A 25414-nucleotide genomic window follows, 5' to 3' on the forward strand; every position below is an offset into this window, starting at 1 on the left:
CGGTCACGGCTGGGCGAGCCTCCTCAGGATCTCGGTGGCGTCGGCGAGGGTGGTCCGCTCACCGGCGGTGAGTGCTGCGAGTCGCGGTGTGAGCCAGCTGTCGCGGCGGCGTCGGGTCTCCTCGACGAAGGCGGCCCCGGCGGGCGTCGCGCAGAGCACGACCTTGCGGCGGTCGTCGTCGTGGCTGCCCCTCGAGACGAGTCCGCGCTCGACCAGGACCGCGACGGTCTTGGTCATCGACGGCGGGGTGACGCCGTCCTGCCGGCTCAGGTCGGCCAGGGTCATCGCGCCGTCGCGGTGCAGCCGTGCGAGGGCCGAGAACTGGGCGTCGGTGACGCTCGAGTCGGCCTTCTGCGCCCGAAGCGTCCGCGACAGCCGGTTCACGGCGATCCGGAGGTCGGTGGCGTCGGTCATGGTTCCTCAGCCTATCTCATTAGTTCACCGAACGAACTGGTTGAGCGGGTGTAGCCCCAACTCCGCGGTCGCCGCGGACAACGAGCGCATGGTGCAGTTCGCGGTCGACACGTTCGGCGCGCTGCACCTCGCCGTGAACAACGCCGGCATCGGCGCCGCCCCGCAGCCGATCGGTGAGTACGACATCGGCGCCTGGGACCGCGTCCGAGCGATCGACCTGGACGGCGTCTTCTACGGGCTGCGCTACGAGATCCCGGCGATGGTGGCCGCGGGCGGCGGCGCCATCGTGAACATGGCGTCGGTGCTCGGCACGGTCGGCATGGCGCAGAACGCCGCGCACGTCGCCTCGAAGCACGCGCTCGCTTCCCAGCGCGGGTGCGCTGGGAAGGAACGTCGGACGGGAGGCCCGCCCAGCCTGGGCCGATCGGCTCGCGCTGGGCGGGCCTCCCTGCCTTCAGAGCCGCGCGTCCGTCAGGATCGCGTCGTGCGGGAGCAGGGCGTGCACGCCCCACGTGCGGTTCGCGACCTGCGTGACGCGCATGCTCACCGTGACGCTCGCCATGGCGAGTGCCTCGGCCCGGCCGATGCCGTGCAACCCGACGATCCAGTCGACCATCCGGTCGAGCGCCGTCGTCGTCGCGACGTTGAGGTCGGCGTCGAAACCGAAGGTGACCCGTCCGGCCGGGGTGTCGGCGTGCACGCCCTCGACCGGAGCCTGGTCGAGGAGCGTCAGCGTCATCGTGGTCGTCATGCCGCACTCGACCGCCGTGCCGGAGACCTCGCCGTCGCCCTGGGCCGCGTGTCCGTCGCCGACGTGGAGCAGCGCGTCCGGCACCGTCACCGGCAGGTACAGGGTGGACCCGGCGACGAGCTCGCGACAGTCGATGTTGCCGCCGCCGGCCGTGCGGGGCGGGATCGTGGAGTGCTCGCCCGTGCCCTCCGGTGGGACCCCGACGACGCCGAGGAACGGTGCCGTGCGCACGCCCAGGCCGAGCTGGTTGACGGCGACGCCGGCGTCCGTGTCGATGTCCCACAGCAGCGGGCCGCGGGACGCCGGGTCCGTCAGCCCGAGCGCACGGTTCACCGGGGAGTCGACCCCGCCCGAGGCCGTGTAGCCCCAGCCGTCCGGCACCAGAGCGTCGAAGTGCACGGCGAGGACCATCCCCGGGCGCGCACCCGCGACGGCGATCGGCCCGACCAGGCAGTGCCCCCGGCGCGGGTCGATCAGGGTCGGGGCGTCGATCCCCGGACCCGGCTGGCGTTCGGTGTAGCCGGCGGCGCTCAGCGTCCGGACGGTGACCGTGTCGCCCGGTTCCACGGTCAGGACCGGCTGGCGTTCGGCGGTGAAGACGTCCACGGCGGAGTCGGCGGTGGCGTCGAGGTGGTGGTGGGTCGTCACCGCTCGATCATCGCAGGCGGTTCCGGGCGTACCGGGTCGAATCGGGCGTACCTGGTCGGAACTTCTGACCAGGTACGCCCGATTCGACCAGCCATCGCCGGCGTTCTGGGAAGGAACGCCCTCAGTGGAACTGGGGGATCGTCAACCAGATGCCGGCCAGCACGGCGGCGATGCACAGCGCGAAGCACAGGACGGCACCGGCCAGGGCAGCCGGCGGGGTGTGCCCGGACCGCGGCGTCTCCTCGGAGTACTGCGTGCGCTCGCCGCCGGCGTCGTCCGGCTGGCCCGTGCCGAGCAGCCGCAGGCCGAGGGTGTAGACCAGCACGATGCCCACGGCGGCCACGAACCCGACGCCCGCGACCGTCGCGATGGCGGTGAAGTCGATCTCCATCGTCGTTCCCCTCAGTTCGTCGTGCCGGCCGGCTGCGGCTCGGCCTGCTCGGTCGACTCGGTCGTGATGTCCTCGTGCGAGATCGGTCGGCGCTTGGCGAGGAAGTAGAAAGTGAGCCCGCCGGCCAGGGCGAGGACCGCCACGAGCACCAGGCCGATCGCCGACGTCGACGCGAGCCAGGTCGCGAGCGCCCCGACCACCGCGGCGGCGGGCAGCGTGATCACCCACGCGACGACGATGCGTCCGACGACCTTCCAGTGCACGTCGGCGAGCTTCTTGCCGAGGCCCGATCCGACGACGGCGCCGCTCGTCACGTGGGTCGTCGAGAGCGCGAAGCCCAGGTGCGAGGAGATGAGGATCGTCGCCGCGGAGCTCGTCTCGGCGGCGAAGCCCTGCGGCGACTGCACGTCGGAGATCTTCTTGCCGACGGTCTGCATGATCCGCCAGCCGCCCATGTAGGTGCCGAGGCCGATCGCCAACCCGCAGGCCAGGATCACCCAGAGCTCGGGACCGGTGTCGGCCGCCTGGTAGTTCGCGGCGATGAGGGTCAGCGTGATGACACCCATGGTCTTCTGCGCGTCGTTCGTGCCGTGCGCGAGCGACACGAGCGACGCGGAGATCGTCTGCCCGTGCCGGAAGCCGGTCGCCGCACCGTGCGTCGTCGCGTTCTTCGTGAGCACGTACGCCAGGTACGTCGCCACGAGCGCGATCACCCCGGCGATGAGCGGGGAGAGGAGCGCCGGCAGCACGACCTTCGACACCACCGTCGCCCAGCTGATCGAGTTCAGGCCGGCGCCGATGATCGAGGCACCGATGAGCCCGCCGAACAGCGCGTGCGTGGAGGACGACGGCAGTCCGAGGTACCAGGTGGCGAGGTTCCAGAGCACCGCGCCGACCAGGCCCGCGAAGATCATGGTGGGGGAGATGTGGACGCCGTCCTGGCCCTCGCGGATGATGCCCTGCGAGACGGTCTTGGCGACCTCCGTGGACAGGAACGCGCCGACCACGTTGAGGACGGCGGAGATGAGCACGGCGGTCCGGGGCTTGAGCGCCCCGGTGGCGACCGACGTGGCCATGGCGTTCGCGGTGTCGTGGAACCCGTTCGTGAAGTCGAACACGAGGGCCACCACGATCACCAGCGCGACGATGACGATGACGTCCATGCGCAGGACGGTAGGCCCGCTCGGAACCGCCTGCGTGAACGCCGGATGAACAGGTCCGGGAAGATGCCCGTCTGCGAAGATTCGGGTGTGCCGACTTTTTCCGCCGCTCGAGGCGATGCCTCGTTCACCGACGCGCACGGCGTCGAGATCGTCTACTCGACCTGGCGAGCGGCACGGCCGAAGGGTGTCGTGCAGATCGCCCACGGCGTCGGCGAACACGGGCTGCGGTACGAGCCCCTGGCGCAGGACCTGGTGCGGGCCGGGTACACGGTGCACGCGAACGACCACCGCGGCCACGGACGCACCGGCCTGGCGCAGTGGAACGGCGACCACGCCAAGCTCGGCCGGCTCGGCCCCGGCGGGCTGCGTGCGGCGATCGCGGCCGTGGAGCAGATGAGCGCCGTCGCCCGCGCCGACACCCCGGGCGTGCCGCTGGTCCTGCTCGGGCACTCGTGGGGGTCGCTCATGGCGCAGCGCATCGTGAACACGTCGTCGGAGTCCTACGACGGGGTCGTCCTGTCCGCGAGCGCCTTCCGGCTGCCCGGCTGGATGAACAGCGGTGACCTCAACGCGCGGCACGCGGGCTCGGGGCCGACGAAGTACGAGTGGCTCACCCGCGACCGGAAGATCATCGACGCGATGGCCCTCGACCCCCTGGCTGTCGAGGCCGACGTCATCGGACTGTTCGGGCTCGCCGACACCCTCCGGCTGCTCGGGGTGCCGCGCCGGGGGATCCCGCACGACCTGCCGATGCTGCTGCAGGTCGGGTCCGACGACGCGCTCGGCGGGCCGCGCTCGATCGAGCGGCTGGCGCAGGCCTACCGGCGGCGGGGCCGGCTGTCCGACGTGACCGTGCAGGTCTACGAGGGCGCTCGGCACGAGATCTACAACGAGACGAACCGCGACGAGGTCGTCGCCGACCTGGTCGCGTGGCTGGATCGGGTGACGGCGCGCTGACGGCGCTCGCCGGGTCCTGGGACAGGACCGGTGACGGACGGGAGGCCCGTGGCGGCACCGCCACGGGCCTCCCGTCCGCCTCGTCGGTCGTCCGGAATAGGGTTGCGGCATGCACGGTGAGTACAAGGTCCCCGGAGGCAAGTTGGTCGTCGTCGACCTCGAGGTCGTCGACGGCACGATCGAGCAGTTCCGCCTGGCGGGTGACTTCTTCCTGGAACCCGACGACGCGCTGCCGCTCATCGACGCGGCCGTGAACGGGCTCCCCGCGACCACCGACGCGGCGGGCATCGCCGCCGCAGTCCGGACGGCGCTGCCCGCGGACGCCGTGCTGCTCGGCTTCACGCCAGAGGCCGTCGGCGTCGCGGTGCGCCGCGCACTGTCACGGGCCTCGACCTGGCGCGACCACGACTGGCAGATCGTGCACGAGGGGCCGATCAGCCCGAACGAGCACCTCGCCCTCGACCAGGTGCTCACGGAAGAGGTCGGTGCCGGTCGCCGCGGCCCGACGCTGCGCATCTGGGAGTGGGACCAGCCGGCCGTCGTGATCGGCTCGTTCCAGTCGCTGAAGAACGAGGTCGACCCCGCCGGCGCCGAGAAGTACGGCGTACAGGTGGTCCGGCGGATCTCCGGCGGCGGCGCGATGTTCATGGACGCGGGTGCGGTCATCTCGTACTCGCTGTACGTGCCGTCCGACCTGGTGCAGGGCATGACCTTCGCCGACTCGTACGCGTTCCTGGACGAGTGGGTGATCGAGGCCCTCAAGTCGCTCGGCATCGAGGCGTACTACCAGCCGCTCAACGACATCACCTCGACGAAGGGCAAGATCGGCGGGGCCGCACAGAAGCGCCTCGGCACCGGGTCCCTGCTGCACCACGCCACCATGAGCTACGACATGGACGGCGAGAAGATGGTCCAGGTCCTGCGGATCGGCCGCGAGAAGATGAGCGACAAGGGCACCACGAGCGCTGCGAAGCGCGTCGACCCGCTGCGTTCGCAGACGGGGCTGTCCCGCGCCGAGATCATCGAGCGCTTGATTTCCACGTTCACGAAGCTCTACGGGGCGACCGAGGGGCACGTGACCGAGGCTGAGCGCGAGCGGGCGCAGGAGCTGGTGCGGACGAAGTTCGCGACGAGGGAGTGGATCGAGCGGGTGCCGTGAGCGGCGCGCACGACGCTCGGTGGGCGGCGACCGGAGCAGAGGGGGGACGCTCCGGTCGCCGCGTGTCCGAGTCTGAGCCCCGACCTCATGAACCAGACGTGTGGATGATGAGAATCCCCCGCGCGGCTGATCCGCTCGTCGCGTCGTCCACGTAGCGTCGCTGCCGTGAACTGGTTGATCTTCCTGGGGGCGGTGGCCGCCGTGGCCGCTGTGGTGTGGATCGCCGATCGCTTGGGGTGGATCGACCTGTCGAACAAGTCCCAGCGGAGCGGCGGATCCGGAGGCATGGGCGGGATGCTGGACGAGGTGTTCGCGCCGACCCGGCACGAGACGCAGGCCGAGTACGAACGACAGTCGCGCCTCCCGAAACAGGCCCCGTCACCGGCGGACGACGACCACGACCTGCTCAGCGGGAACGTGCTCATCAAGGTGCCGACGGTGCGGAGCGCCGGTCGGCACGAGGCGCGTGCCGGGACCCACGACCGCTCGTACTGAGCAGCTGCTCGGTCGCCGCGCGTCAGCGCGAGGCTCGCGTCAGCGCGTCGTGAGCTCCTGGTAGTCCGGGTGCTGCTCGATCCATGCGCGCACGTAGCTGCACTGCGCGACCACACGCCGCGACGATCCGGAGCGGACGTCGTCGAGTGCGTGCTGCACGAGGATCGACGCATGCCCGCCACCGCGGTGTGCCGGTTCGACCTCGGTGTGGACGAAGCGGATCTCGTCGCCGTCGATCTCGTACGCCGCGAAGCCGATGACCTCGCCGTCCTCGACCAGGGAGTACTGCTGCTTGTCGGTGTCGTTGCGGACCTCGGGTGCTGCCATGCGAACGACGGTACGCCGCGTCCTGGGTGTCCGCTCCGTGCGTCACAATGGACCCCGTGCGCAGGGGAGACGACCGAGGCCCGGACCGCGTCGTCCTCGGCGACGCCCTCGACGTGGTCCCCGCCTACCCGGACGGCTCGTTCACGCTGGTGTACCTCGACCCGCCGTTCAACACGGGCCGGTACCAGCGACGGCACGCGACCTCCGCCGTTCCCAAGGCCGACGGGCCCGTGATGGGGTTCCACGGCCGGACCTACGAGCGGGTCCGTGGCGACCTGATGCGCTTCGACGACCGGTTCGAGGACTACTGGTCGTTCCTCGAGCCCCGCCTCATCGAGGCCTGGCGCCTACTCGCCGCCGACGGCACGCTGTACCTGCACCTGGACTACCGCGAGTCGCACTACGCCAAGGTGCTGCTCGACGCGCTGTTCGGTCGCGAGTCGTTCCTGAACGAGATCGTCTGGGCCTACGACTTCGGCGCCAAGTCGAAGACGCGCTGGCCGACGAAGCACGACACGATCCTGGTCTACGTGAAGGACCCGTCGCGGTACTGGTTCGACTCCGGGGCCGTCGACCGCGAGCCGTACATGGCGCCCGGGCTCGTCACCCCCGAGAAGCGGGAGCGCGGCAAGCTGCCCACCGACGTCTGGTGGCACACGATCGTCTCGCCGACCGGCCGCGAGAAGACCGGCTACCCCACGCAGAAGCCCGAGGGGGTGCTGCGGCGGATCGTGCAGGCGTCCTCGCGCGAAGGGGATTGGGTGCTCGACTTCTTCGCCGGCAGCGGGACCACGGGGGCGGTCGCGCATGCGCTGGGGCGGCGGTACGTGCTGGTGGACGACAACCCGGCGGCGATCGACGTGATGCGGAAGCGGCTGCCGGGGGCGTCATTCGAGGTGGCGGAAGCCGGGGCGGGGTCGGCGGCGGGGGACGCGGCGCCGGCGGTCTGAGGCGAGCGGCCGCGGCGGCCGGGGCGGCCGGGGCGCGTGGTGCATACGGGTGCATCGTGCGACGTTTCACGAGGTGATCGACGCGCGTTCTGTCGGAAGATACCCACGCACACGATGCGGGTGCATGCTTCGACGATCCACGAGTCGTTCGACGCGTGGATCGTCGGAAGATGCACACGCACCGACTGCCAGTGCCTGCGCCGACTACTCGGCGGAGTGCCGCCCGTGTGCGTGCGCGTGCGCGTCGCCAGCGTCCGGCCGGGAGGCCCGGCTCGCCTCCGACGCGTCGGCTCCGGACACCGGGGCGTCCGGGTCCACGACCGGGGCGGCGTGGGCAGCCCGGGTCCGGATGGCACCGGTCGTCGTCGGGGGCTCGTCCACCGGCGCAGCCGCCGAGTGCGCACCGTGCGTGGTGGCGTTCGGCAGCGGAGCGCGGGTGTCGTCTGCCCCGATCGGCAACACCGAGACCTCCGACGCTCCGGCGGTCCGGGCGGACTGAGGCTGCGGCGACACGTCCGGCGAGGTCGGCACGCCCGGTGAGGCGGGCACGGTCGGCACCGGCCCGGCACCCGGCGCGGCGGCGCCAGCGGCTGCCGCGGCGCTCCCGTCGGACCCAGCGCCGGCCGCCGTGCGAGCGGCGTCGGCCTGCTCCTGCAGCGCCGAGGTCTTGCGCAGCGGCGGCACCCGGAAGAACCACGTCAGCACGAACGCGAGCAGGATCACCGCGAGGCCGACCCAGTACACACGGACGGCTGAGTTGCTGAACCCGACCAGGAACGGGCGGCTGAGGCGGGGGTCTGCGCCGTTCAGGAACGAGGTGTCGCTCGTCGCCGAGTCGGTGGAGGAGTTCGCCTTCGAGTCCCCGCTCTTGAGCTGCTTGATCAACGTCGGCGCGACCTGATCGACGACGTCCTCCCGCTGTGCCTTGTCCGAGTAGTCGATCTGCAGCTTCCCGTCGACGACCGAGGCGTTCGCCTTCGTGGCCGCCGTCTCGAGTGCCTGCTGCTCTGCTGCGGGTTCCGCGTCGTCGACCTGCTGGGCGATGATCGTGTCGGCCGCTGCGGCCGGGACCGTGCCCGCGGCGACCTGCTGCTGCACGGCGGCCGTCACCTGCTTGGTCACGGCAGTGTCGGCGGCCTCCTTCGCCTGCGCGGCGCCCTGGTCGAGGCCGTCCTGCACGTTGTCCTTGACCGGGTCGACGATCTTCGTCCAGATCTCGTCCATCACGCCCTTGTTCGACGGGTCCTTCGCGACCGACGGGGTGAGGGCGGCGTTCAGGGCGCTCTTCAGGTCGGACTCGTTCTGCATCGCTGCGGTGATGTTCGTCGGCATCAGGGTGAACAGGACGGAGAGCAGGACTGCGGTGCCCATGGTGCCGCCGATCTGCCGGAAGAACGTCGCGGCACTCGTGGCGACGCCGATGTCCCGCGGCGAGACCGAGTTCTGCGCGGCGAGGGTCAGCGTCTGCATGAGCTGTCCGAGCCCGAGACCGATCAGGAACATGCCGGTCATCAGGAACCAGAGCGGCCGGTCGGCGGTCAGGAACGTCAGGACGGTGAAGCCGATCGCCGTGAACGCGGTGCCGGTGACCGGGAAGACCTGGTAGTTGCCGGTCCGCGAGATGATCTGACCGGAGGCGATCGACGAGATCATCAGCCCGAGCACCATCGGGAGCATCGCGAACCCGGACTCCGTCGGGGTGACGCCCTTCACGATCTGCAGGTAGAGCGGGATCGTCAGCATCGCGCCGAACATGCCGAAGCCGACGAGCACGGACAGGATGGCGGACATCGAGAACACCCGCGAGCCGAACAGCTTCATCGGCAGGATCGCGTCGTCGCCCATCGCCCGCTCGACGAGGATGAACGCGATGAACCCGGCGGCGCCGATGCCGTAGCAGGCGAAGGCGGCGGGGGAGTCCCAGCCCCACTCGCGGCCCTGCTCGGCGATGAGCAGCAGCGGCACGAGGGTGACGATGACCAGGGTCGCGCCCCACCAGTCGATGCGGGGCTTGCCGCGGTCGCCGAACTTCGGCAGGTGCAGGAACGTCAGCACCATGAACAGCGCGATGACGCCGATCGGCACGTTGATCAGGAACACCCAGCGCCAACCTGCGATGAACAGCAGCTGGTCCGCTCCGGCGAAGACGCCGCCGACGAGCGGCCCGATGACGGACGAGATGCCGAAGACCGCCAGGAAGTAGCCCTGGTACTTCGCCCGCTCGCGCGGGGCGAGCATGTCGCCCATGATCGCCAGCGGCAGGGACATCAGGCCACCGGCGCCCAGGCCCTGCAGCGCGCGGAACCCGGCGAGCATGAGCATCGAGTCCGAGAACGAGGCCGCGAACGACCCGGCGATGAAGATGCCGATCGCGGTGATGAAGAGCGGGCGCCGCCCGAAGATGTCGGAGAGCTTGCCGTAGATCGGGGTCGTCACCGTCGAGGCGATGAGGTACCCGGTCGTGACCCACGCCTGCTGGTCGAGGCCGTGCAGGTCGTCGCCGATGGTCCGGATCGCGGTGCCGACGATGGTCTGGTCGAGGGCGCCGAGGAACATGCCGGCCATCAGGCCGTAGATGACCAACAGGATCTGTCGGTGCGTCATCACGACGTTGGACGCCGTGGTGGGGGCCGCGGGTGCGGTCGCCGTCTGGGTCATGAGCAGGGTCTCCCGGGTACCGATGCGCTGGCAGAACGAAGAAATTTGCGCTGCCTGCAAAGTTATATCTGCCGCGTGGTGCTCGTCCGCACCCGACGGGCTTCCTGTGCGGATCGGCAGCGATCCGCTCCGGAACAGTAGGGTCGGCGCCATGCGCACGCCCGACGGCATCACGGTACGCCCGAGCTCCCGCGGCGGTTCCCGTCCTGCGGTGATCGTCCTGCCCGGCGGAGGGTACGAGGAGCACGGCCGTGCGAGCTCCGAGCCGATGGCCGAGTGGTTCGCCGCGGCCGGCCTGCACGCGTTCCTGTTCCGGTACCCGCTCCGAGCACCCGGAACGGTCGGCCCGCTGCACCCGGCCCCGGTCGACGCCACCCGCCGGGTCTTCGCCTGGTTGCGCTCGGGCGAGGCAACGGAGGACACGGGGCTCGCGATCGACGTCGACCGGGTCGGCGTCGCCGGGTCGAGCGCGGGAGGACACCTCGCGGCGTCGCTGGCGAACGGCATCGACGACCCCGCGCTCGACCGACCGGCGTTCTGCGTGCTCAGCTACCCCGTCGTCACGATGGAGCACCCCACCCGGGCGCGTCCGCTCGTCGGGCTGCTCGGCGACGCCCCGACCTGGCGGCAGCGCCGTGAGCTGTCGATGGAGACTCGGGTCGACGGCCGCACCCCGCCGACCTTCGTCTGGACGACGGCCGACGACCGGATCGTCCGCGCTTCGAACGCCCTGTCGTACGCCGACGCCCTGGTCCGGAACGAGGTCGATGTCGAGGTCCACGTGTTCCCGCACGGTCGCCACGGGCTCGGCACCGCGGTGACCGAGCCGCACACGTCCCAGTGGACGCGGCTCTGCGAGAACTGGCTGCGGTACCAGCGCGTGCTCACCGACTGAGGCGAGCTGTGCCTCCCGTGCGGTTCTCGGTCCGGGACCAGGGTGACGGGCGTGCCGGAGGGATCGCTACGCGCCCAGAGCGGCGTCCACGATCTCCTTGGCCTCGCGCTGCACCTGCTCGAGGTGCTCCTGCCCGACGAAGCTCTCGGCGTAGATCTTGTAGACGTCCTCGGTGCCGGACGGGCGAGCCGCGAACCACGCCTTGTCGGTGACGACCTTGACGCCGCCGACGGCGGCGTCGTTGCCGGGGGCCTCCGACAGCTTCGCGGTGATCGGGTCGCCGGCCAGGGTCTCGGCCGTGATGGCGTCCCCGTCGAGCTTGCCGAGGCGAGCCTTCTGCTCCTTCGACGCCGCAGCATCCACGCGCTGGTAGACCGGGGCGCCGAAGCGCAGGGTCAGTTCGCTGTACAGCTGCGAGGGGGTCTTGCCGGTGACGGCGATGATCTCGGACGCCAGGAGGGCCAGGATGATGCCGTCCTTGTCGGTGGTCCAGGCGGTGCCGTCCGTGCGCAGGAAGGACGCTCCCGCGGACTCCTCGCCACCGAACGCCACCGAGCCGTCGATCAGGCCCGGGACGAACCACTTGAAGCCGACCGGGACCTCCCAGAGGCGACGGCCGAGTGATTCGGCGACGCGGTCGATGATGCTCGACGACACGAGGGTCTTGCCGATCGCGGCGTCCTCGCGCCACTGGGGGCGGTGCGCGTAGAGGTACTCGATCGCGACGGCGAGGTAGTGGTTCGGGTTCATCAGCCCGCCATCGGGCGTGACGATGCCGTGCCGGTCGGAGTCGGCATCGTTGCCGGTGAGGACGTCGAAGTCGTCCTTGCGGGCGAGGACCGATGCCATCGCAGAGGGGCTCGACGGGTCCATCCGGATCTTGCCGTCCCAGTCGAGCGTCATGAACGCCCACGTGGGGTCGACCTCGGGGTTCACGACGGTGAGCTCGAGGTCGTAGTGGTCGCGGATGGCGTTCCAGTACGGCAGCGAGGCCCCGCCGAGCGGGTCGGCACCGATCTTGACCCCGGCGCGCTTGATCGCCGCGATGTCGATGATGTTCTCGAGGTCCTCGACGTAGTTGTGCAGGAAGTCGTAGCGGTCGGGCTCGGCGTCCTCGGTCCGCTGCACCTCGGCGTTGCCACCCTCGATGATCGCGTTCGCCCGGTTCGCGATCCAGCTGGTGGCGTCGCTGTCAGCCGGGCCGCCGTGCGGCGGGTTGTACTTGAAGCCGCCGTCGCGGGGCGGGTTGTGGCTCGGCGTGATGACGATGCCGTCGGCCGTGTCCGGGTTGCCGGCGCGGTTGTAGCGGATGATCGCGTGGCTCAGCGCGGGCGTCGGCACGAAGCCGTCGTCGCTGTCGGCGAGCACCCGGACCCCGTTCGCCGCCAGGACCTGGAGCGCGGTCTGCTCGGCGGGGGCCGAGAGCGCGTGGGTGTCGCGGCCGATGAAGAGCGGACCGTCGGTGCCCTGTGAGCGCCGGTACTCGACGATCGCCTGGGTGATCGCGGCGATGTGGGTGTCGTTGAAGGCAGAGTCGAGTGACGAACCGCGGTGCCCCGACGTGCCGAAGACGACCTTCTGCTCGGGGATCGAGACGTCGGGCACTCGGTCGTGGTAGGCGGCGAGGAGCTCGTCGAGGTCGACGAGGTCGTCTGCGGTCGCTGGGGTGCCGGCGCGGTCGTTCATGCGTCCATCCTGGCATCGGCTGCCCTGGCGCGTTCGGGGAAACGACCCGTGGTCCCGGGGGAACGTGAGCGAGCGGCCGCCCGACCCGGGTTGCGGGGGGACCCCCGGGGTGGACGACCGCTCGCGGTCTGGTGGGAGGCAGGTGCCTCAGGCGGTGCGGAACGAACCCGTCGCCGTGCGGATCGAGCCGGTCACGGTGCGCGTCGAGGACGTCGCGCTGCCGGGGCGCCGGAACTGCGTGTCGACGAATCGACCGAGGACCCGGTCGGTCCCGGTGCCCGTGTAGGTGCCGATCGGACGCCAGGCGGCCTCGACCGCGTAGGCGCCGAGCTCGTCGCGTGCTTCGAGGCCGGTCACGTAGGCGCCGCCCAGGGGGTTCTGACGGTTCTGCATGGGTGCTCCTCGTCGTCGTGCCGAGGTCCGCCGGTCACCGAGCCGGCGACCGCGACGCCGTCGGCTTGATGACCCCTACTCTACGCCCTTGTCTTGCATGATGCAAAACAAAGCTGCATCAGGCGAGGAGCTCGCAGAAGCTCCGTCCACCGGCGGTCCAGCTCTGCCGCGCCACGAGGCCGGCATCGGCGGCGTACCGGTGCAGCGCGTCGAGGCCGACCTCGGCCCACGGGAACCCGGCGCTCTCGTTGCCGTCCGCGTCCACCACGCGGGCGGTGTAGACACGGTCGGCCTGGCGGTCGGGATTCGTCTCGACGACGACCCGGCCCCCGGTCCTGACGATCGTCCCGCAGCGCTCGAGCAATGCGGTCGGGTCGCCGCCGATGCCGATGTTCCCGTCGATGACCAGCGCGGTGTCCCAGTGGCCCTCGTCGGGGACCGCGTCGAACACGGAACCCTGCAGGGCGGTGCCGCCAGCGCGCTCGGCGATCGCGACGGCCTCGGCGGAGACGTCCACGCCGAGCGCGGGGATGCCCCGGGAGCGTGCGGCGACGAGCATCCGGCCCGGACCGCAGCCGATGTCGATCACTCCGCCGTCGACGTCGTCGAGCAGCGAGCGGTCGACGCGGTCGGCGGCGGCACTCCAGCGGCCGACATCCATCGTGGTGACGGCGTCGGGGCGGTCGGGGTCGGTCAGGCGCAGGTGGCCGTCGGTGCGGAGTGCCCGGGCGTAGGGCTCGCCGCCGCCGGCACCGAAGGAGACGGGTGCGTGCATGGTCATCGGGTGCTCCCCACGGTCTCGGCACGGAGTGCTCGGCTGAAGTCGGAGTCGGGCGCGAGGTCGGCGACCCGTTCGGCGTCGGGGATCGTGTCGACGTCGAGCAGCTCGCCGAGCACGCCCACGTCGAGGCCGGCGTCCCGCAGTCGTGCGAGCTGGACCGCGCCGGTGTCGTCGCGCGACATCGGCACGCCGCGCAGCAGGCCGCCGGTGGGCTCTCGAAGGTACAGCGACCAGAAGCCGCCGTCCTCGGCCGGGCCGAACCACGCGTCGCGGGCGGTGTCGTCGAACACCGGGGTGAGGTCCGCGGCGGACACCTGCGGGGTGTCCATACCGACGAGCAGCAGCGGGCCGTCAACGGCGTCGAACAGGAACCCGAGGCGCTCGTCGAGGCCGCCACCGGGCTGGTGCAGTACCTCGAACCCCTCGGCCGACGCCGGCACGACGTCGCCGTCGAAGAACAGGACCCGGCGGGCCGCGGGGAGCGCGCGGACGGTCGACAGTGTGTCGGCGAGGCTCGCGGACGCCACGCGGGCGGCGCCCTCGGGAGAGAGCGCCGGCGTCAGCCGGGTCTTCACCCTGCCGGGCAGGCACTCCTTCGCCACGACGGCGACGGTGACCGCGGGAGTCGGTGCGGCATCCGGGGCGGCGGTCTCGACGGTCACGCGCGGGCCTCCTCGGTGACGGGGGCAGACTCGGCCGCGTGGCGGAGCGGCCCCGGTGCGACGACCCGGACACGGGCCTCCCGGCGGTACGCACGCAGCAGGCGCGACATGTCCCGCACCGCGTTGACGGTGCCGCGGAGCGTGCCGGTGACCTTGCTGTCGCCGATGCGCTGCGCGTACCCGATGTCGGATTCGTCGACGCGCCAGCCCGCGGCGTGGGCGGCGAGCACCATCTCGAGCGGGTAGCCGCTGCGACGGTCGCGGAGGTCCAGGGACACGAGGTCCTCGCGGCGCATCACGCGCATCGGGCCGAGGTCGCGCAGGCGGTAGCCGGTCGCCCGGCGCATGAGCACGGCGAGCACGCGGTTCGCGAAGTGCGCGTGCGGCGCCCAGGCGCCCCGTCCGGTCGGGACGCGGCGGCCGAGTGCCAGGTCGACGCGGCCGCTGGCCACCCGGTCGACGAGCGGAGGGAGCTCAGCGGGGTCCATCGACGCGTCGGCGTCGCAGAAGGCGACGAAGTCCGCGGTCGCGGCGGCGACTCCGGCAGCACAGGCCGAGCCGAAGCCCTTGACCGGTTCGGTCACCACGAGTGCGCCGTGCGCGCGGGCGACGTCGGCCGAGCCGTCGGTCGATCCGTTGTCGACGACGATCGCCCGGTAGCCCGTCGGGAGGCGCCCGATGACCTTCGGCAGCGCGTCCGCCTCGTCGAGGCACGGCAGGATCACGTCGACAGTCATGTCCGTCATTCGGTGCGGTCGGTCGGATCGACGGGTCTGTCCTGGCATGCCCTCGACACAACACGACGACACCCCGCGGGGTACAGGAAAGGCGCGGGTCCTGGCCGTCCAGCGCATTCGGCGCGCGTCCGGCCCCCAGAACGGGGGACAGGTGCGCGCGTGTCGTGCGTTCTGGGTGTCGCAAGACGCCGTCGTGTCGTCGAGACGCCGCCGAATGCGGCGGCGTCTCACGCACCAGGGGGTGCGTTGCCGACACGACGGCGTCCTGCGGGGCCGTGGGGGCGGGGACTGCGGACGGGAGGCTCGGGGCGGGGCCGCCACGGGCCTCCCGTCCGGCGGGTGCGTGCGTCTCGTGCGTCGCGCACGAAGTGGGGCTACCGGACGGCGCTCCGGAGCGGGGCCGTCGCGAAGTCGCGCATGCCGGCCGCGAAGTCGACCTCGGCGTGCCAGCCGAGCTCATCGGCGATGCGGGCGGAACTCGCCGTGACGTGGCGGACGTCGCCCAGGCGGTACTCGCCCGTGACGACCGGCTGCGGGCCGTCGGGTCCGGCGATCGCCGCGGCCATGTCGCCGATCGTGTGCACGGTGCCGGAGCCGACGTTGTACGTGCGGAACGAGTCCGACGGCAGGTCGGCGGTCGCGGCGATCGAGGCGGCGTTCGCGCCGGCGACGTCGTCGACGTGCACGAAGTCGCGACGCTGAGCGCCGTCCTCGAAGACGCGGGGCGCCTCGCCGCGGGCCAGCGCCGAGCGGAACAGTGACGCGACACCGGCGTAGGGGGTGTTCGCGGGCATGCCGGGTCCGTAGACGTTGTGGTAGCGGAGCGCGATCACACGGCCATCGGTGGCGCGGGCCCAGCTCGAGGCGAGGTGCTCCTGGGCGACCTTCGTCTGCGCGTACACGTTGCGGGGGTCGAGTGCGGCGGACTCGTCGATCAGGCCGGGCAGCAGGGGCTGCCCGTCCGGGCCGATGGGGTCGAAGCGGCCGGCGTCGAGGTCCTCGCGGCGGCGGGCCGGCGGACGGACGGATTCGCCGGAGGCGGTCGTGTACGCGCCCTCGCCGTAGACGACCATCGAGCTGGCGACGACGAGCCGGCCGATGTCGTGCCGGTCCATGCCGGCGAGGACGTGGGCGGTGCCGGCGTCGTTCGACGAGACGTAGTCGGGGGCGTCCTGGAAGTCGACGCCGAGGCCGACCTTCGCGGCCTGGTGGCAGACGACGTCGATGCCGTCGAGCGCGGCGTCGAGGGCGACCCGGTCGCGGACGTCGCCGTGCACGAACGCGATGCCCTGCTGCTGGTGGGCGTGGACGACCTCGGCGGGGTCGCCGTGCACGTCGTCGCGGAGGGAGTCGAGGACACGGACCTCGTGGCCGTCGGCCAGGGCGCGGCGGACGATCGCGGAGCCGATGAAGCCGGCGCCGCCGGTGACGAGGAGGCGGCTCATGCGGTGGCGCCCGCGGTCGAGGTGGCGGGCTGGGCCTGCATGGCGGTGGCGCCCGCGGTGGCGCCTGTGGACTGGGCCTGCATGATGCTGGCGCTCGCGCTGGTGGGGACGAGCTCGCGCGGGGTGAAGTCGGCGGGGATCGCGGCGACGATCTCGCCGATGGCGCGGACGATGACCTCGTTGGCGCGGGCGAGGCGCTCCATGACGAGGGCGTGGGTGACGACGGCTCCGGCGTCGTCGACGTCGGGGCCGCTGGCTGCGGCTGCGGCTGCGGCTGCGGCTTCGTCCTCGGTCGGGGCCAGGCCGGCGTCGGCGTCGGTGACGAACGACAGGTTGACGGTCGCGATGCCGAGCTCAGCGGCGAGCGGGACCTCCGGGGTCATCGTCATGTTGACGGTGTGGCCTCCGGCCTGGCGGAGCCAGACGGACTCGGCGCGGGTGGAGAACCGGGGCCCCTGGATGACGACGCACGTGCCGGTCGGACGGAACGGCACGTCGAGCCCGGAGACGGCCTCGATCGCCGCGCGTCGGAGCGTCGGGTCGAACGGATCGGCGAACGACAGGTGCTGGACGTCGTCCTCGAAGAACGTGTCGGCGCGACCCCAGGTGCGGTCGATGAGCTGGTCGGTGACGACGAAGGTCCCAGGGGCGTAGTCGGGGTGCAGGCCGCCGACGGCGCTCGAGGACACGATCGCGCGGACGCCGAGCGAGCGGAGCGCCCAGACGTTCGCCCGGTGGTTGATGCGGTGCGGGGCGACGGAGTGCTCGCGGCCGTGGCGGGTCAGGAACGCGACCCGTCGACCGGCCATCGTGCCGATGCTGATCGGGCTCGACGTCGGGCCGAACGGGGTCGGGACGTCGAGTTCATCGGCGGTGCCCGCCTCGAACAGCTGGTAGAGGCCGGAGCCTCCGATGACACCGATCGTCACGGCTTCGTCGTTCTCCACGGGTCCTCCGGTTGGTCGTCGGCGCGGGCTGCGCGCTGGATACGCTACTGACGGCGCCACCGGGCGAACCCGGAGCGGCGCCGCCAACCCCTGTTCGGAGGCATCTGTGCGAACGATCGGTCAGCACCGCGACGACCTGGCGGCGCTCCTCGCGCCGGTGGTGGCGGGTCTCGGCGCAGAACGGTGGGGCATCGACGAGCTCGCTGGTGGTGGCGGCAGCGGCGCCGGCGGTGACGGGCCTGCGCGCGGACACCGCGTGCTCGCGGCGGCCGTTGTGTCGCCGGTGCCGCTGCCGCCCTTCGACAACAGCCAGATGGACGGGTTCGCCGTGCGGGCCGCCGACGCCGGGCAGCAGGTCCGGGTCGTGGCGCCGATCCCGGCCGGCGTCGTGCCCGAGCCGCTCGAACCCGCCACGGCCGCACCGATCATGACCGGCGCACGGATCCCGGACGGCGCCGACGCGGTGTTCCCGGTCGAGACCACCGTGCCGGGGGCGTTCCCCGCGGCGCTCGACCTGACACGGGTGACGGTGCCGGAGGACCTGACCGCGGGCACCTTCGTCCGGGGTGCGGGCAGTGACCTGGCGGCGGGCGCCGAACTCGCCCCGGCTGGCACTCCGCTCACACCGGCGCTGCTCGGAGCCCTGGCGTCCGCGGGGGTGTCGACCGTGCAGGTCGTCCGCCCGCTGCGGGTGCTCGTCGTGTCGACCGGCTCCGAGCTGCAGGGCGCGGACACCACTGCGGCGACGATCGGCGACGCGAACGGCATCGCCCTGCGGGCAGCCCTGGCCGACGTCGGAGCGGACGCCCGGATCGTCCGGGTTGCCGACGACCTCGAGGCCTTCGACCGCGCGCTCGACCACGCCGTGGGGGACTGGGCCGACCTCGTGCTCACCACCGGGGGCATCAGCGCCGGGGCGTACGAGGTCGTGCGGCAGGCGCTCGAACCCAGCGGGCTCGCGGTGACGTCGGTCGCGATGCAACCTGGTGGGCCGCAGGCGTTCGGCAGCGTCGTGTTCGGAGCCGGCGGCGGTGCTGACCGCTCGGTGCCGGTCATCTCCTTCCCCGGCAACCCCGTCTCGGCGCTCGTCTCGTTCGAGGTGTTCCTGCGGCCGGTGCTGGCCGCCGCAGTCGGGCTGCCGGCAGACCGTCCCACCCAGGTGCTGCCGGCGTCGTCGTCCGCCGTGTCGCCCGTGGGGAAGCACCAGGTGCGCCGTGGCCGAGTGCAGGACGGAGCCGTGCACTTCGTCGGCGGGCCGAGCTCGCACCTGCTCGTCCACTACGCCGCCGCCACCCACCTGGTGCACGTCCCGGTGGGCGTCGACACCGTCGAACCCGGCGACCCCCTGACCGTCTGGAGCCTCCGATGACCGAGCACCCCGTGTCCGACCCCTCCCAGCCCGACCAGCTGTCGCACGTCCGCGCGGACGGCACCGCGCACATGGTCGACGTCTCCGCGAAGGACGTCACGGACCGTTCCGCCACCGCCACCGCCACCGTCGTCACCCGACCCGACGTCGTCGCGAGGATCCTCGACGGGTCCCTGCCCAAGGGCGAGGTCGTCGGCACCGCCCGTATCGCAGCCATCATGGCGGTGAAGAAGACCTCCGACCTCATCCCGCTCTGCCACCCGCTGCCGATCGCGGGCGTGCAGGTCGACATCAGCGGCGCCGACGACCGCGTGCTGATCGAGGTCTCGGTCCGCACGACCTCGCGCACCGGCGTGGAGATGGAGGCCCTGACCGGGGCGAGCGTCGCCGCCCTGACGGTGTACGACATGGTGAAGGCCGTCGACCGCGCGGCCGTGATCACGGACGTCCGGGTGCTCGAGAAGCACGGCGGGCGCTCCGGGGACTGGAGCAACCGATGACCGCCGAGCCGACGAGGGGCCGGGCCGCCGTCGTCGTGGTGTCGACCCAGGCCGCCGCCGACCCCGCCCTCGACCGCACCGGGCCGGTCATCGCCGAGTGGCTGCGCGAACGGGAGTTCACCGTGAGCGACCCGATCATCGTCCCCGACGGCGGCGCGATCACCGAGACCGTCACCGCGGAACTCCTCGTCGGGGCCCGGGTCGTCATCACCACGGGCGGCACCGGGGTCACCCCGACCGACCGGACGCCAGAGGCAGTGGCCTCCCTCATCGACCTCGAGCTGCCCGGCATCACCGAGGAGATCCGCCGACGCGGGCTCGCGGGCGCCGGGCCGACCGCACTGCTCAGCCGCGGCGTCGCCGGCGTGACCAACGGCGGGTGCCTGCTCCTCACGCTGCCCGGCTCGCGGGGCGGCGTGGCCGACGGGCTCGCCGTGCTCCACGGGCTGGTCGACCACGTGCTCGCGCAGGTGCACGGCGAGGGACACGCCCCCCGGAGCGCATCGTGACCGGCGCGCAGGCGGACGCCCGGGTCGCGCTCGCCGACGTCGTCGACCGGGACATCAGCGTCGACGAGGTCTCGGCCGTGGTGGCCACCGACCGGGACGGTGCCGTGGTGACCTTCGCCGGCATCGTCCGTGATCACGACGGCGGCAAGGGCGTCAGCGCGCTCGACTACGAGCGGCACCCGAGCGCCGGAGCGGTCATCGCCGAGGTCGCCCGCGCCGTTGCCGCGGAACACCCCGACGTGCGGATCGCCGTGCTGCACCGCGTCGGGGCGCTCGGCATCGGGGACGTCGCGCTCGCCGCCGCGGTGTCGTCGTCGCACCGGGCGCAGGCGTTCGCCGCCTGCGGTGCGCTGGTCGACCTGGTGAAGGAGCGCGTGCCGATCTGGAAGCACCAGCGGTTCACCGACGGCACGGACGAGTGGGTGGCGGCGCTGTGACCGCGGCCGAACCGACGAACGCCGAACCGACGGTGGTGGACCTCCGGTGGACCGAGTCCGAGGAACGCGCTCGCGCCGTCTCGGTGCAGTCCCCGGGTGCTGTCCTGCAGGTCCGTTGGTTCGTCCTGGCGATCGTGCTGGTGTTGGTGGTGCTCGGCGGCGGGGCGATCGTCCTGCCCGCCGGCTCCGACGCGCGCTTCACGCTCTCGGCCGTGGTCGCTGCGCTGGGTTTCGTGGCCGGTCTCAGTGAACCGGTCCAGGTGGGCATCCGCCGGAAACGGAACGGCGCGGCAGCTCGTCCTGCGCCGGTGCTCGCGCCGTTGCAGCAACGCGAGCAGCGCGCAGTGACCTCGGCTGCGACCGGGCGGCGTGCTGCCCCCGCCGACCGGCTGGCGATCGTGCGGGCTCGAGCCGTCGAACTCGCCGACGGCACCGGGCTCCAGCTGACCATGGGGCTCGTCGTCGTGTGGGCGGCGGTCGCGTTCTCCGGCTTCACGCTCTGGCCCGTCTACCTGGCAGGCGGCATCGCGGCCGCGGGGCAGTTCGCCTTGACGGCACGGTCCATCGTGCTCGCCCGCCGGTACCTTGATGCCCACCCTGTGCACCTTCGCAACCGCGACGCTCGTTCGGGGAATGGTCAGACTCCAAGCGGATCCATAGAATCGCGAACATGAGCGTCTTGCTGTCCGGGATCACCGTCGTCCTGCTGGTCTTCGCCCTGATCGACATCCTGACCAAGACGGACGACCAGGTCCGCGGCCTGCCGAAGATCGCGTGGGTGATCCTCGTGATCCTGGTCCCCGTCGTCGGCAGCATCGTCTGGTTCGCCATCGGCCACGACTGGACTCCGGGTGAACGGAACCACGGCCGGTACATCGAGCCCACCCGCCACGAGGACCGGTACGCCACCCTCGGCGATGCCCGCAGCGCCCATGGGGAGAAGCGCGTGACCGGTACCGAGCAGGAACTGGCCGAGCTGGAGCGCGAGATCGAGTACTGGGAGGCGCAGGCCCGCCTGAAGCGTGCGAAGGACGCCGCGGGCGAGGGCGACGCCGCCCCCGTGAGCTGACCGTGTCCGTTCCGGATGCGCAGCACGCGCCCGCCGCCACGGTCTCGGACGAGACCTGGCAGCAGGTCGAGGACCGTCTCGCAGGGGCGCCAGCCGGTCCCCGTGTCCGCCGTTCGATGCTCCGGCGGATCATCGTGATCGGCGTGGCCGTGGTCGCAGCAGCCACTGCCGGATGGCTCGGCGCCGCCTACCTGCCCCGGTTGGACCTGCCGCAGGCCGGTGCCGACCTGCCGGACTGGACGTTCTTCGTCATCCTCCCGCTCATGATCGCGGGACCGGTCTGCTGGGTCACCGCAATCGTCCGGGGCGGTGGACAGTTCCAGAGCGCGCTCTCCGACCCGATGCTCGGGCTTCCCCGTGCCGACCGCCGACGGATCGAGCGCATGGCTCGTGGGCAGCAGCCCGCCGATCCACAGCACCGGACCGCGCTCGTCGCACTCGCTGGCCGTCGACTCGGTCAATCGACATCGGCGTTCTGGCTCGCCCTCGGATGGACGCCGTTCGCGTTCGCGCAGTTCCTGCTCAACTGGGCGACGTTGTTCGGGCTGCTGTACGCGCTCCTCACCGTGTTCTTCCTCGCGATGCTGCTCTGGACCGTCAGCAAGCGGAAGCAGTGGCGAGCGTTCCTGCAGGAGACCGAGCCCCGCGCCGGAGCCGAGCCGGCCCCGGCGAGCTGAGCCGGGCCTCCAGGCCGACGCACCGTGTGCGGTCTGTCGGCTGGTGCGAGGTTGCGCGCTCCGTGCGCCGCTACAGGCTCGCACCGAGCGAGCAACCTTGCACGACTCGAACAAGCGCGCACCGTGGACCAGAGCCGGCCGCACGGGCCCAGCAACCCGCCCCGAACCACCCGCCCCGCACCCACCACCCCGCCGCGCCGCCTACCCTTGACGAGTGGCTCATCTCCTCGGCGCCGAGAACCTGCATCTCGAGTTCCCCACCAAAGTCGTGTTCGACAGCGTCACCATCGGCATCGACGAGGGTGACCGGATCGGCGTCGTCGGCCGGAACGGCGACGGCAAGTCGACGCTCCTCGCCCTGCTGTCCCAGCGCCTCGAACCCGACGGCGGTCGCGTCACGCACCGCCGCGGCCTGACGATCGGCTACCTGGACCAGCGCGACATCCTCCCCGAGGGCGCGACCGTCGGCAGCACCGTCGTCGGCGACCTCGAAGAGCACGAGTGGGCCGGGGACCCGAAGATCCGCGACATCATCGGCGGCCTGGTCTCGGACATCCCGTGGGACGTCAGCGTCGACGAGCTGTCCGGTGGGCAGCGACGTCGTGTGGCACTCGCGCGGCTGCTCGTCGGCGACTGGGACGTCCTGTTCCTCGACGAGCCGACGAACCACCTGGACGTCGAGGGCATCCAGTGGCTCGCCGAGCACATCAACCGCCGCTGGTCGTCGAACCAGGGCGGCCTGGTCGTCGTCACCCACGACCGGTGGTTCCTCGACGCCGTGTCGACCGACACGTGGGAGGTCCACGACGGCGTCGTCGACCCCTTCGAAGGCGGCTACGCCGCGTACATCCTGCAGCGGGTCGAGCGCGATCGGCAGGCCGCCTCGAGCGAGCAGCGGCGTCAGAACCTGGCCCGCAAGGAGCTCGCGTGGCTCCGCCGCGGCGCCCCGGCGCGCACGAGCAAGCCGAAGTTCCGCATCGACGCGGCGAACGCCCTGATCGATGACGTCCCCCCGATCCGCGACACCGTCGCCCTGTCGAGGACGGCGACCGCACGCCTCGGCAAGGACGTCGTCGACCTGCTCGACGTGAGCGTCTCGTTCGACGGCACCGAGATCCTCGACCGCATCGAGTGGCGCATCGCACCGGGGGAGCGGACCGGCATCCTCGGCCCGAACGGAGCCGGCAAGTCGACGCTGCTCAACCTGGTGTCCGGTCGACTCCAGCCGACGAGCGGTCGCGTGAAGACCGGCAAGACGGTCCAGGTGGCGGTGCTCGACCAGCAGCTCGCCGACCTGCACCAGTTCGCCGACGACCGGGTGCGCGAGGTCGTGGCCCGCAAGAAGACGAGCTACGTCGCCGACGGCAAGGAGATGTCGCCGTCACAGCTGCTCGAGCGGCTCGGTTTCACGGCGGAGCAACTCTCCACCCCGGTGAAGGACCTGTCCGGCGGGCAGAAGCGCCGCCTGCAGCTCATGCTCATCCTGCTCGACGAGCCGAACGTGCTCATCCTCGACGAGCCCACCAACGACCTCGACACCGACATGCTCGCCGCCATGGAGGACCTGCTCGACACCTGGCCCGGCACGCTCCTCGTCGTGAGCCACGACCGGTACCTGCTCGAGCGCGTCACCGACCAGCAGTACGCCGTGCTCGGCGGGCACCTGCGCCACCTGCCAGGCGGCGTCGACGAGTACATGCGGCTGCGTGCCGCCGGCACCGGTGGCGGGACCGCTTCTGCGGCTGCCGCCGCGTCTGCCGGGAGGCCCGACACCGTCGGCGGGACCGGCTCGGCCGGTGCTGCGGCCGGGTCCACCGCTGCTGGTGCGTCCGGCGGGTCGGCCGCGGCTGCGTCCGGGTTGACCGGTGCGGACCGGCGCACGGCCGAGAAGGAGATGTCCGCCCTCGACCGGAAGATCGCGAAGGTCGGCGCTGATCGGAAGAAGCTGCTCGACCAGTTCGCGACGCACGACCAGTCCGACTACGCGGGGCTCGGGGAGCTGCAGGCGAAGCTCGCTGCGCACGAGGCCGAGATCGAGCAGCTCGAGGAGCGCTGGCTCGAGGTCGCGGAGCTGCTCGGGGTCTGAGGCGGGCGGTCACCCGTCGTCGGCCGGGGACCAGCCGCCGGTTCCGGCCGCTGCGGCTCAGTCCCCGAGGCCCAGGATGAGCCGGCGGAGCAGCCCGGACAGCTGCCCCTGCTCATCGGCGGAGACCCCGGACAGGATGCCCCGCTCGGCCGCCAGCAGGTCCGCGATCGCTGAGTCGACCGCCGCCCGGCCCCTGTTCGTCAGTGCGACGAGGATGCCGCGGCCGTCCTTCGGGTCGGTGCGTCGTCCGACGAAGCCGCGGGCCGCCAGCCGGTCAACCCGGTTCGTCATCGTGCCGCTCGAGACCAGGGTCTGCTGCAGCAGCGTCTTCGGGCTGAGTTCGTACGGTTCGCCCGCACGCCGGAGGGCCGACAGGACGTCGAACTCCCACGGCTCCATGTCGCTCGCGTCGAACGCGGTCCGCCGAGCGCGGTCCAGGTGCCGGGCAAGCCGGTCCACGCGGGACAGGACCTCGAGCGGCCCGAAGTCGAGATCGGCACGCTCACGACCCCACGCCGCGACGATGCGATCGACCTCGTCTTGTGGCGGCATCCCTCCATCTTGGCCGAACCCGGGGCGCACGGCCAGCCTCGTCGGTCGTGGGAAGATGGACGAGCACCCACGGGTGCGTTCCGCCTTGGTGTAATGGCAGCACGACGGCCTTTGGTGCCGTTAGGTCCGGGTTCGAATCCTGGAGGCGGAGCGGGGGCCTCTTCGGTCTTTGCGGGATTCCTGGTCAGTCTTTTTCTCGTGAGGCGTGCAGGAGCCGCCCGACGTGGTCCGCGCACTACCCGGAACCTTGTGCTGACCGTTGAATGGGCCCGAACCGTTGGCGCGTGAGCGGTTCCGTGAACGACGAAAGCCCCCTGACCCATTCCCGGGCAGGGGGCATCGGCTCGGCTATCGAGCGAAGTTAGTGTTTGTTCAGTTCGGAGCGAGCGACGGCGCCTAGTCCAGGAGCTCGTCGATGGGTATGAGGTAGTACTCCGGAGGCTCGGAATCCGCTTCGGTTGCATCCGGCTGCTCGACCCGCGCGTTCGGGTTCTGCTTGGCGTACGTCATCCAGTGGTTGCGGTTCTTGGTGTTCCGCCCCGGGTCTGATGGAGGCTTTCAATCCACGAGGGTGGGCGCTCTGCACTCGCTCCTAGCGGCGGGACGGTCGTTTCCCGGGGCTTGCGCCGCAGAGGTCGTCGCTGATGCGCAGAGCACGCAGAACAGCGGTGAGAGCCTGCTGGCGACGAAGGTCAGCTACATCCGGTCCAGGCCTGCCACCGCGACGACTGTTGGCCAATCCTCACCGTCGAACTG

Annotated in this window: 27 protein-coding genes, 1 tRNA gene and 2 pseudogenes; 16 read left to right on the forward strand and 14 right to left on the reverse strand. The window is 71.7% G+C overall.

Annotation, left to right across the window (positions count from 1 at the left end; translation table 11 throughout):
* Positions 1–3: 3 nt before the first annotated feature.
* Entirely contained in the window at positions 4–414 is a 411-nt protein-coding gene (locus tag ITJ56_RS06515) for a MarR family winged helix-turn-helix transcriptional regulator (RefSeq protein WP_194628854.1), read from the reverse strand.
* Here ITJ56_RS06515 and ITJ56_RS06520 point away from each other — a divergent pair.
* A pseudogene (locus ITJ56_RS06520) lies at positions 413–769 on the forward strand (SDR family NAD(P)-dependent oxidoreductase); the annotation flags it as partial. The gene ITJ56_RS06515 and the pseudogene ITJ56_RS06520 overlap by 2 nt on opposite strands.
* 99 nt (positions 770–868) lie before the next feature.
* On the opposite strand, the gene ITJ56_RS06525 reads toward ITJ56_RS06520, so the two are convergent.
* The 3 genes from ITJ56_RS06525 to ITJ56_RS06535 all read right to left on the reverse strand — a co-directional run bounded on the left by ITJ56_RS06525 (position 869) and on the right by ITJ56_RS06535 (position 3367).
* Positions 869–1813, reverse strand: a complete 945-nt coding sequence (locus tag ITJ56_RS06525) for an acetamidase/formamidase family protein (protein ID WP_194628856.1) — start codon at positions 1811–1813, stop codon at positions 869–871.
* Positions 1814–1934: 121 nt separating this feature from the next.
* On the reverse strand, positions 1935–2204 hold the full coding sequence (locus ITJ56_RS06530; protein WP_194628858.1) for a hypothetical protein: 270 nt from the start codon (positions 2202–2204) through the stop codon (positions 1935–1937).
* Between the two features lie 11 nt (positions 2205–2215).
* Positions 2216–3367: an inorganic phosphate transporter gene (locus tag ITJ56_RS06535; protein WP_194628860.1), complete on the reverse strand. Its 1152-nt coding sequence runs from the start codon at positions 3365–3367 to the stop codon at positions 2216–2218.
* An 87-nt stretch (positions 3368–3454) separates the two neighbouring features.
* Here ITJ56_RS06535 and ITJ56_RS06540 point away from each other — a divergent pair, with 87 nt between their 5' ends.
* From ITJ56_RS06540 to ITJ56_RS06550, 3 genes are all read left to right on the forward strand, one after another.
* Entirely contained in the window at positions 3455–4324 is an 870-nt protein-coding gene (locus ITJ56_RS06540) for an alpha/beta hydrolase (protein ID WP_194628861.1), read from the forward strand.
* A gap of 109 nt (positions 4325–4433) precedes the next feature.
* Complete coding sequence (locus ITJ56_RS06545) at positions 4434–5483, forward strand: lipoate--protein ligase family protein (RefSeq protein WP_194628863.1); 1050 nt, start codon at positions 4434–4436, stop codon at positions 5481–5483.
* Between the two features lie 165 nt (positions 5484–5648).
* Positions 5649–5978: a hypothetical protein gene (locus ITJ56_RS06550; protein ID WP_194628865.1), complete on the forward strand. Its 330-nt coding sequence runs from the start codon at positions 5649–5651 to the stop codon at positions 5976–5978.
* Positions 5979–6017: 39 nt separating this feature from the next.
* Here the strand turns inward: ITJ56_RS06550 and ITJ56_RS06555 are convergent, their stop codons facing one another.
* Positions 6018–6305 carry a GNAT family N-acetyltransferase gene (locus ITJ56_RS06555; protein WP_194628867.1) on the reverse strand — a complete coding sequence of 96 codons (288 nt, stop codon included), beginning with the start codon at positions 6303–6305 and terminating at the stop codon, positions 6018–6020.
* A gap of 56 nt (positions 6306–6361) precedes the next feature.
* Here ITJ56_RS06555 and ITJ56_RS06560 point away from each other — a divergent pair, with 56 nt between their 5' ends.
* Entirely contained in the window at positions 6362–7255 is an 894-nt protein-coding gene (locus ITJ56_RS06560; RefSeq protein ID WP_194628869.1) for a DNA-methyltransferase, read from the forward strand.
* Between the two features lie 204 nt (positions 7256–7459).
* On the opposite strand, the gene ITJ56_RS06565 is transcribed toward ITJ56_RS06560, so the two are convergent.
* Positions 7460–9913, reverse strand: coding sequence for an MDR family MFS transporter (locus ITJ56_RS06565; protein WP_194628972.1), 2454 nt, complete (start codon positions 9911–9913; stop codon positions 7460–7462).
* A 151-nt stretch (positions 9914–10064) separates the two neighbouring features.
* On the opposite strand from ITJ56_RS06565, the gene ITJ56_RS06570 reads away from it, so the two are divergent.
* Positions 10065–10808 carry an alpha/beta hydrolase gene (locus ITJ56_RS06570; RefSeq protein ID WP_194628871.1) on the forward strand — a complete coding sequence of 248 codons (744 nt, stop codon included), beginning with the start codon at positions 10065–10067 and terminating at the stop codon, positions 10806–10808.
* 66 nt (positions 10809–10874) lie between these two features.
* Here ITJ56_RS06570 and pgm read toward each other — a convergent pair whose 3' ends face one another.
* The 7 genes from pgm to ITJ56_RS06605 form a co-directional block, all read right to left on the reverse strand.
* Positions 10875–12494, reverse strand: a complete 1620-nt coding sequence (pgm, locus tag ITJ56_RS06575) for a phosphoglucomutase (alpha-D-glucose-1,6-bisphosphate-dependent) (RefSeq protein WP_194628873.1) — start codon at positions 12492–12494, stop codon at positions 10875–10877.
* 147 nt (positions 12495–12641) lie between these two features.
* Positions 12642–12887, reverse strand: coding sequence for a hypothetical protein (locus ITJ56_RS06580; RefSeq protein ID WP_194628875.1), 246 nt, complete (start codon positions 12885–12887; stop codon positions 12642–12644).
* A 118-nt stretch (positions 12888–13005) separates the two neighbouring features.
* Positions 13006–13668: a class I SAM-dependent methyltransferase gene (locus ITJ56_RS06585; RefSeq protein ID WP_194628877.1), complete on the reverse strand. Its 663-nt coding sequence runs from the start codon at positions 13666–13668 to the stop codon at positions 13006–13008.
* Entirely contained in the window at positions 13665–14330 is a 666-nt protein-coding gene (locus tag ITJ56_RS06590) for a TIGR04282 family arsenosugar biosynthesis glycosyltransferase (protein WP_194628879.1), read from the reverse strand. Before ITJ56_RS06590 ends, ITJ56_RS06585 begins: the two co-directional genes overlap by 4 nt.
* Complete coding sequence (locus tag ITJ56_RS06595) at positions 14327–15076, reverse strand: glycosyltransferase family 2 protein (protein ID WP_194628881.1); 750 nt, start codon at positions 15074–15076, stop codon at positions 14327–14329. The genes ITJ56_RS06590 and ITJ56_RS06595 overlap by 4 nt, the downstream gene beginning before the upstream one ends.
* Before the next feature lie 365 nt (positions 15077–15441).
* On the reverse strand, positions 15442–16512 hold the full coding sequence (locus ITJ56_RS06600; protein ID WP_194628883.1) for an NAD-dependent epimerase/dehydratase family protein: 1071 nt from the start codon (positions 16510–16512) through the stop codon (positions 15442–15444).
* Positions 16509–17459, reverse strand: a complete 951-nt coding sequence (locus ITJ56_RS06605; RefSeq protein WP_194628885.1) for an MTAP family purine nucleoside phosphorylase — start codon at positions 17457–17459, stop codon at positions 16509–16511. Before ITJ56_RS06605 ends, ITJ56_RS06600 begins: the two co-directional genes overlap by 4 nt.
* 106 nt (positions 17460–17565) lie before the next feature.
* Between ITJ56_RS06605 and glp the strand changes: the two genes are divergently transcribed.
* The 9 genes and pseudogenes from glp to ITJ56_RS06645 all read left to right on the forward strand — a co-directional run bounded on the left by glp (position 17566) and on the right by ITJ56_RS06645 (position 24106).
* Positions 17566–18828, forward strand: coding sequence for a gephyrin-like molybdotransferase Glp (gene glp / locus ITJ56_RS06610; protein ID WP_323749739.1), 1263 nt, complete (start codon positions 17566–17568; stop codon positions 18826–18828).
* Positions 18825–19328 carry a cyclic pyranopterin monophosphate synthase MoaC gene (moaC, locus tag ITJ56_RS06615; protein WP_194628888.1) on the forward strand — a complete coding sequence of 168 codons (504 nt, stop codon included), beginning with the start codon at positions 18825–18827 and terminating at the stop codon, positions 19326–19328. Before glp ends, moaC begins: the two co-directional genes overlap by 4 nt.
* Positions 19325–19837, forward strand: a complete 513-nt coding sequence (locus tag ITJ56_RS06620) for a molybdopterin-binding protein (protein ID WP_194628890.1) — start codon at positions 19325–19327, stop codon at positions 19835–19837. The genes moaC and ITJ56_RS06620 overlap by 4 nt, the downstream gene beginning before the upstream one ends.
* 53 nt (positions 19838–19890) lie before the next feature.
* On the forward strand, positions 19891–20274 hold the full coding sequence (locus ITJ56_RS06625) for a molybdenum cofactor biosynthesis protein MoaE (protein ID WP_416354754.1): 384 nt from the start codon (positions 19891–19893) through the stop codon (positions 20272–20274).
* Positions 20271–20948, forward strand: coding sequence for a hypothetical protein (locus ITJ56_RS06630; RefSeq protein WP_194628894.1), 678 nt, complete (start codon positions 20271–20273; stop codon positions 20946–20948). Before ITJ56_RS06625 ends, ITJ56_RS06630 begins: the two co-directional genes overlap by 4 nt.
* The gene (locus ITJ56_RS06635) at positions 20945–21343 is read left to right on the forward strand and encodes a PLDc N-terminal domain-containing protein (RefSeq protein ID WP_194628896.1); all 399 of its coding nucleotides are present in this window, start codon (positions 20945–20947) and stop codon (positions 21341–21343) included. The genes ITJ56_RS06630 and ITJ56_RS06635 overlap by 4 nt, the downstream gene beginning before the upstream one ends.
* A 2-nt stretch (positions 21344–21345) precedes the next feature.
* A complete protein-coding gene (locus tag ITJ56_RS06640; protein WP_194628898.1) occupies positions 21346–22020 on the forward strand; it encodes a hypothetical protein in 675 nt (224 codons plus the stop codon).
* Between the two features lie 268 nt (positions 22021–22288).
* Positions 22289–22703, forward strand: a pseudogene (locus tag ITJ56_RS19110) (ATP-binding cassette domain-containing protein); the annotation flags it as partial.
* A gap of 23 nt (positions 22704–22726) precedes the next feature.
* A complete protein-coding gene (locus tag ITJ56_RS06645; protein WP_416354755.1) occupies positions 22727–24106 on the forward strand; it encodes an ABC-F family ATP-binding cassette domain-containing protein in 1380 nt (459 codons plus the stop codon).
* Between the two features lie 57 nt (positions 24107–24163).
* Here the strand turns inward: ITJ56_RS06645 and ITJ56_RS06650 are convergent, their stop codons facing one another.
* Positions 24164–24658, reverse strand: coding sequence for a MarR family winged helix-turn-helix transcriptional regulator (locus tag ITJ56_RS06650; protein ID WP_194628902.1), 495 nt, complete (start codon positions 24656–24658; stop codon positions 24164–24166).
* Positions 24659–24737: 79 nt separating this feature from the next.
* Here ITJ56_RS06650 and ITJ56_RS06655 point away from each other — a divergent pair.
* A tRNA-Gln gene (locus ITJ56_RS06655) sits at positions 24738–24809 on the forward strand.
* The last annotated feature ends 605 nt before the right edge of the window (positions 24810–25414 follow it).

The organism is Curtobacterium sp. VKM Ac-1376, assembly GCF_015351025.1.
Classification (GTDB): domain Bacteria; phylum Actinomycetota; class Actinomycetes; order Actinomycetales; family Microbacteriaceae; genus Curtobacterium.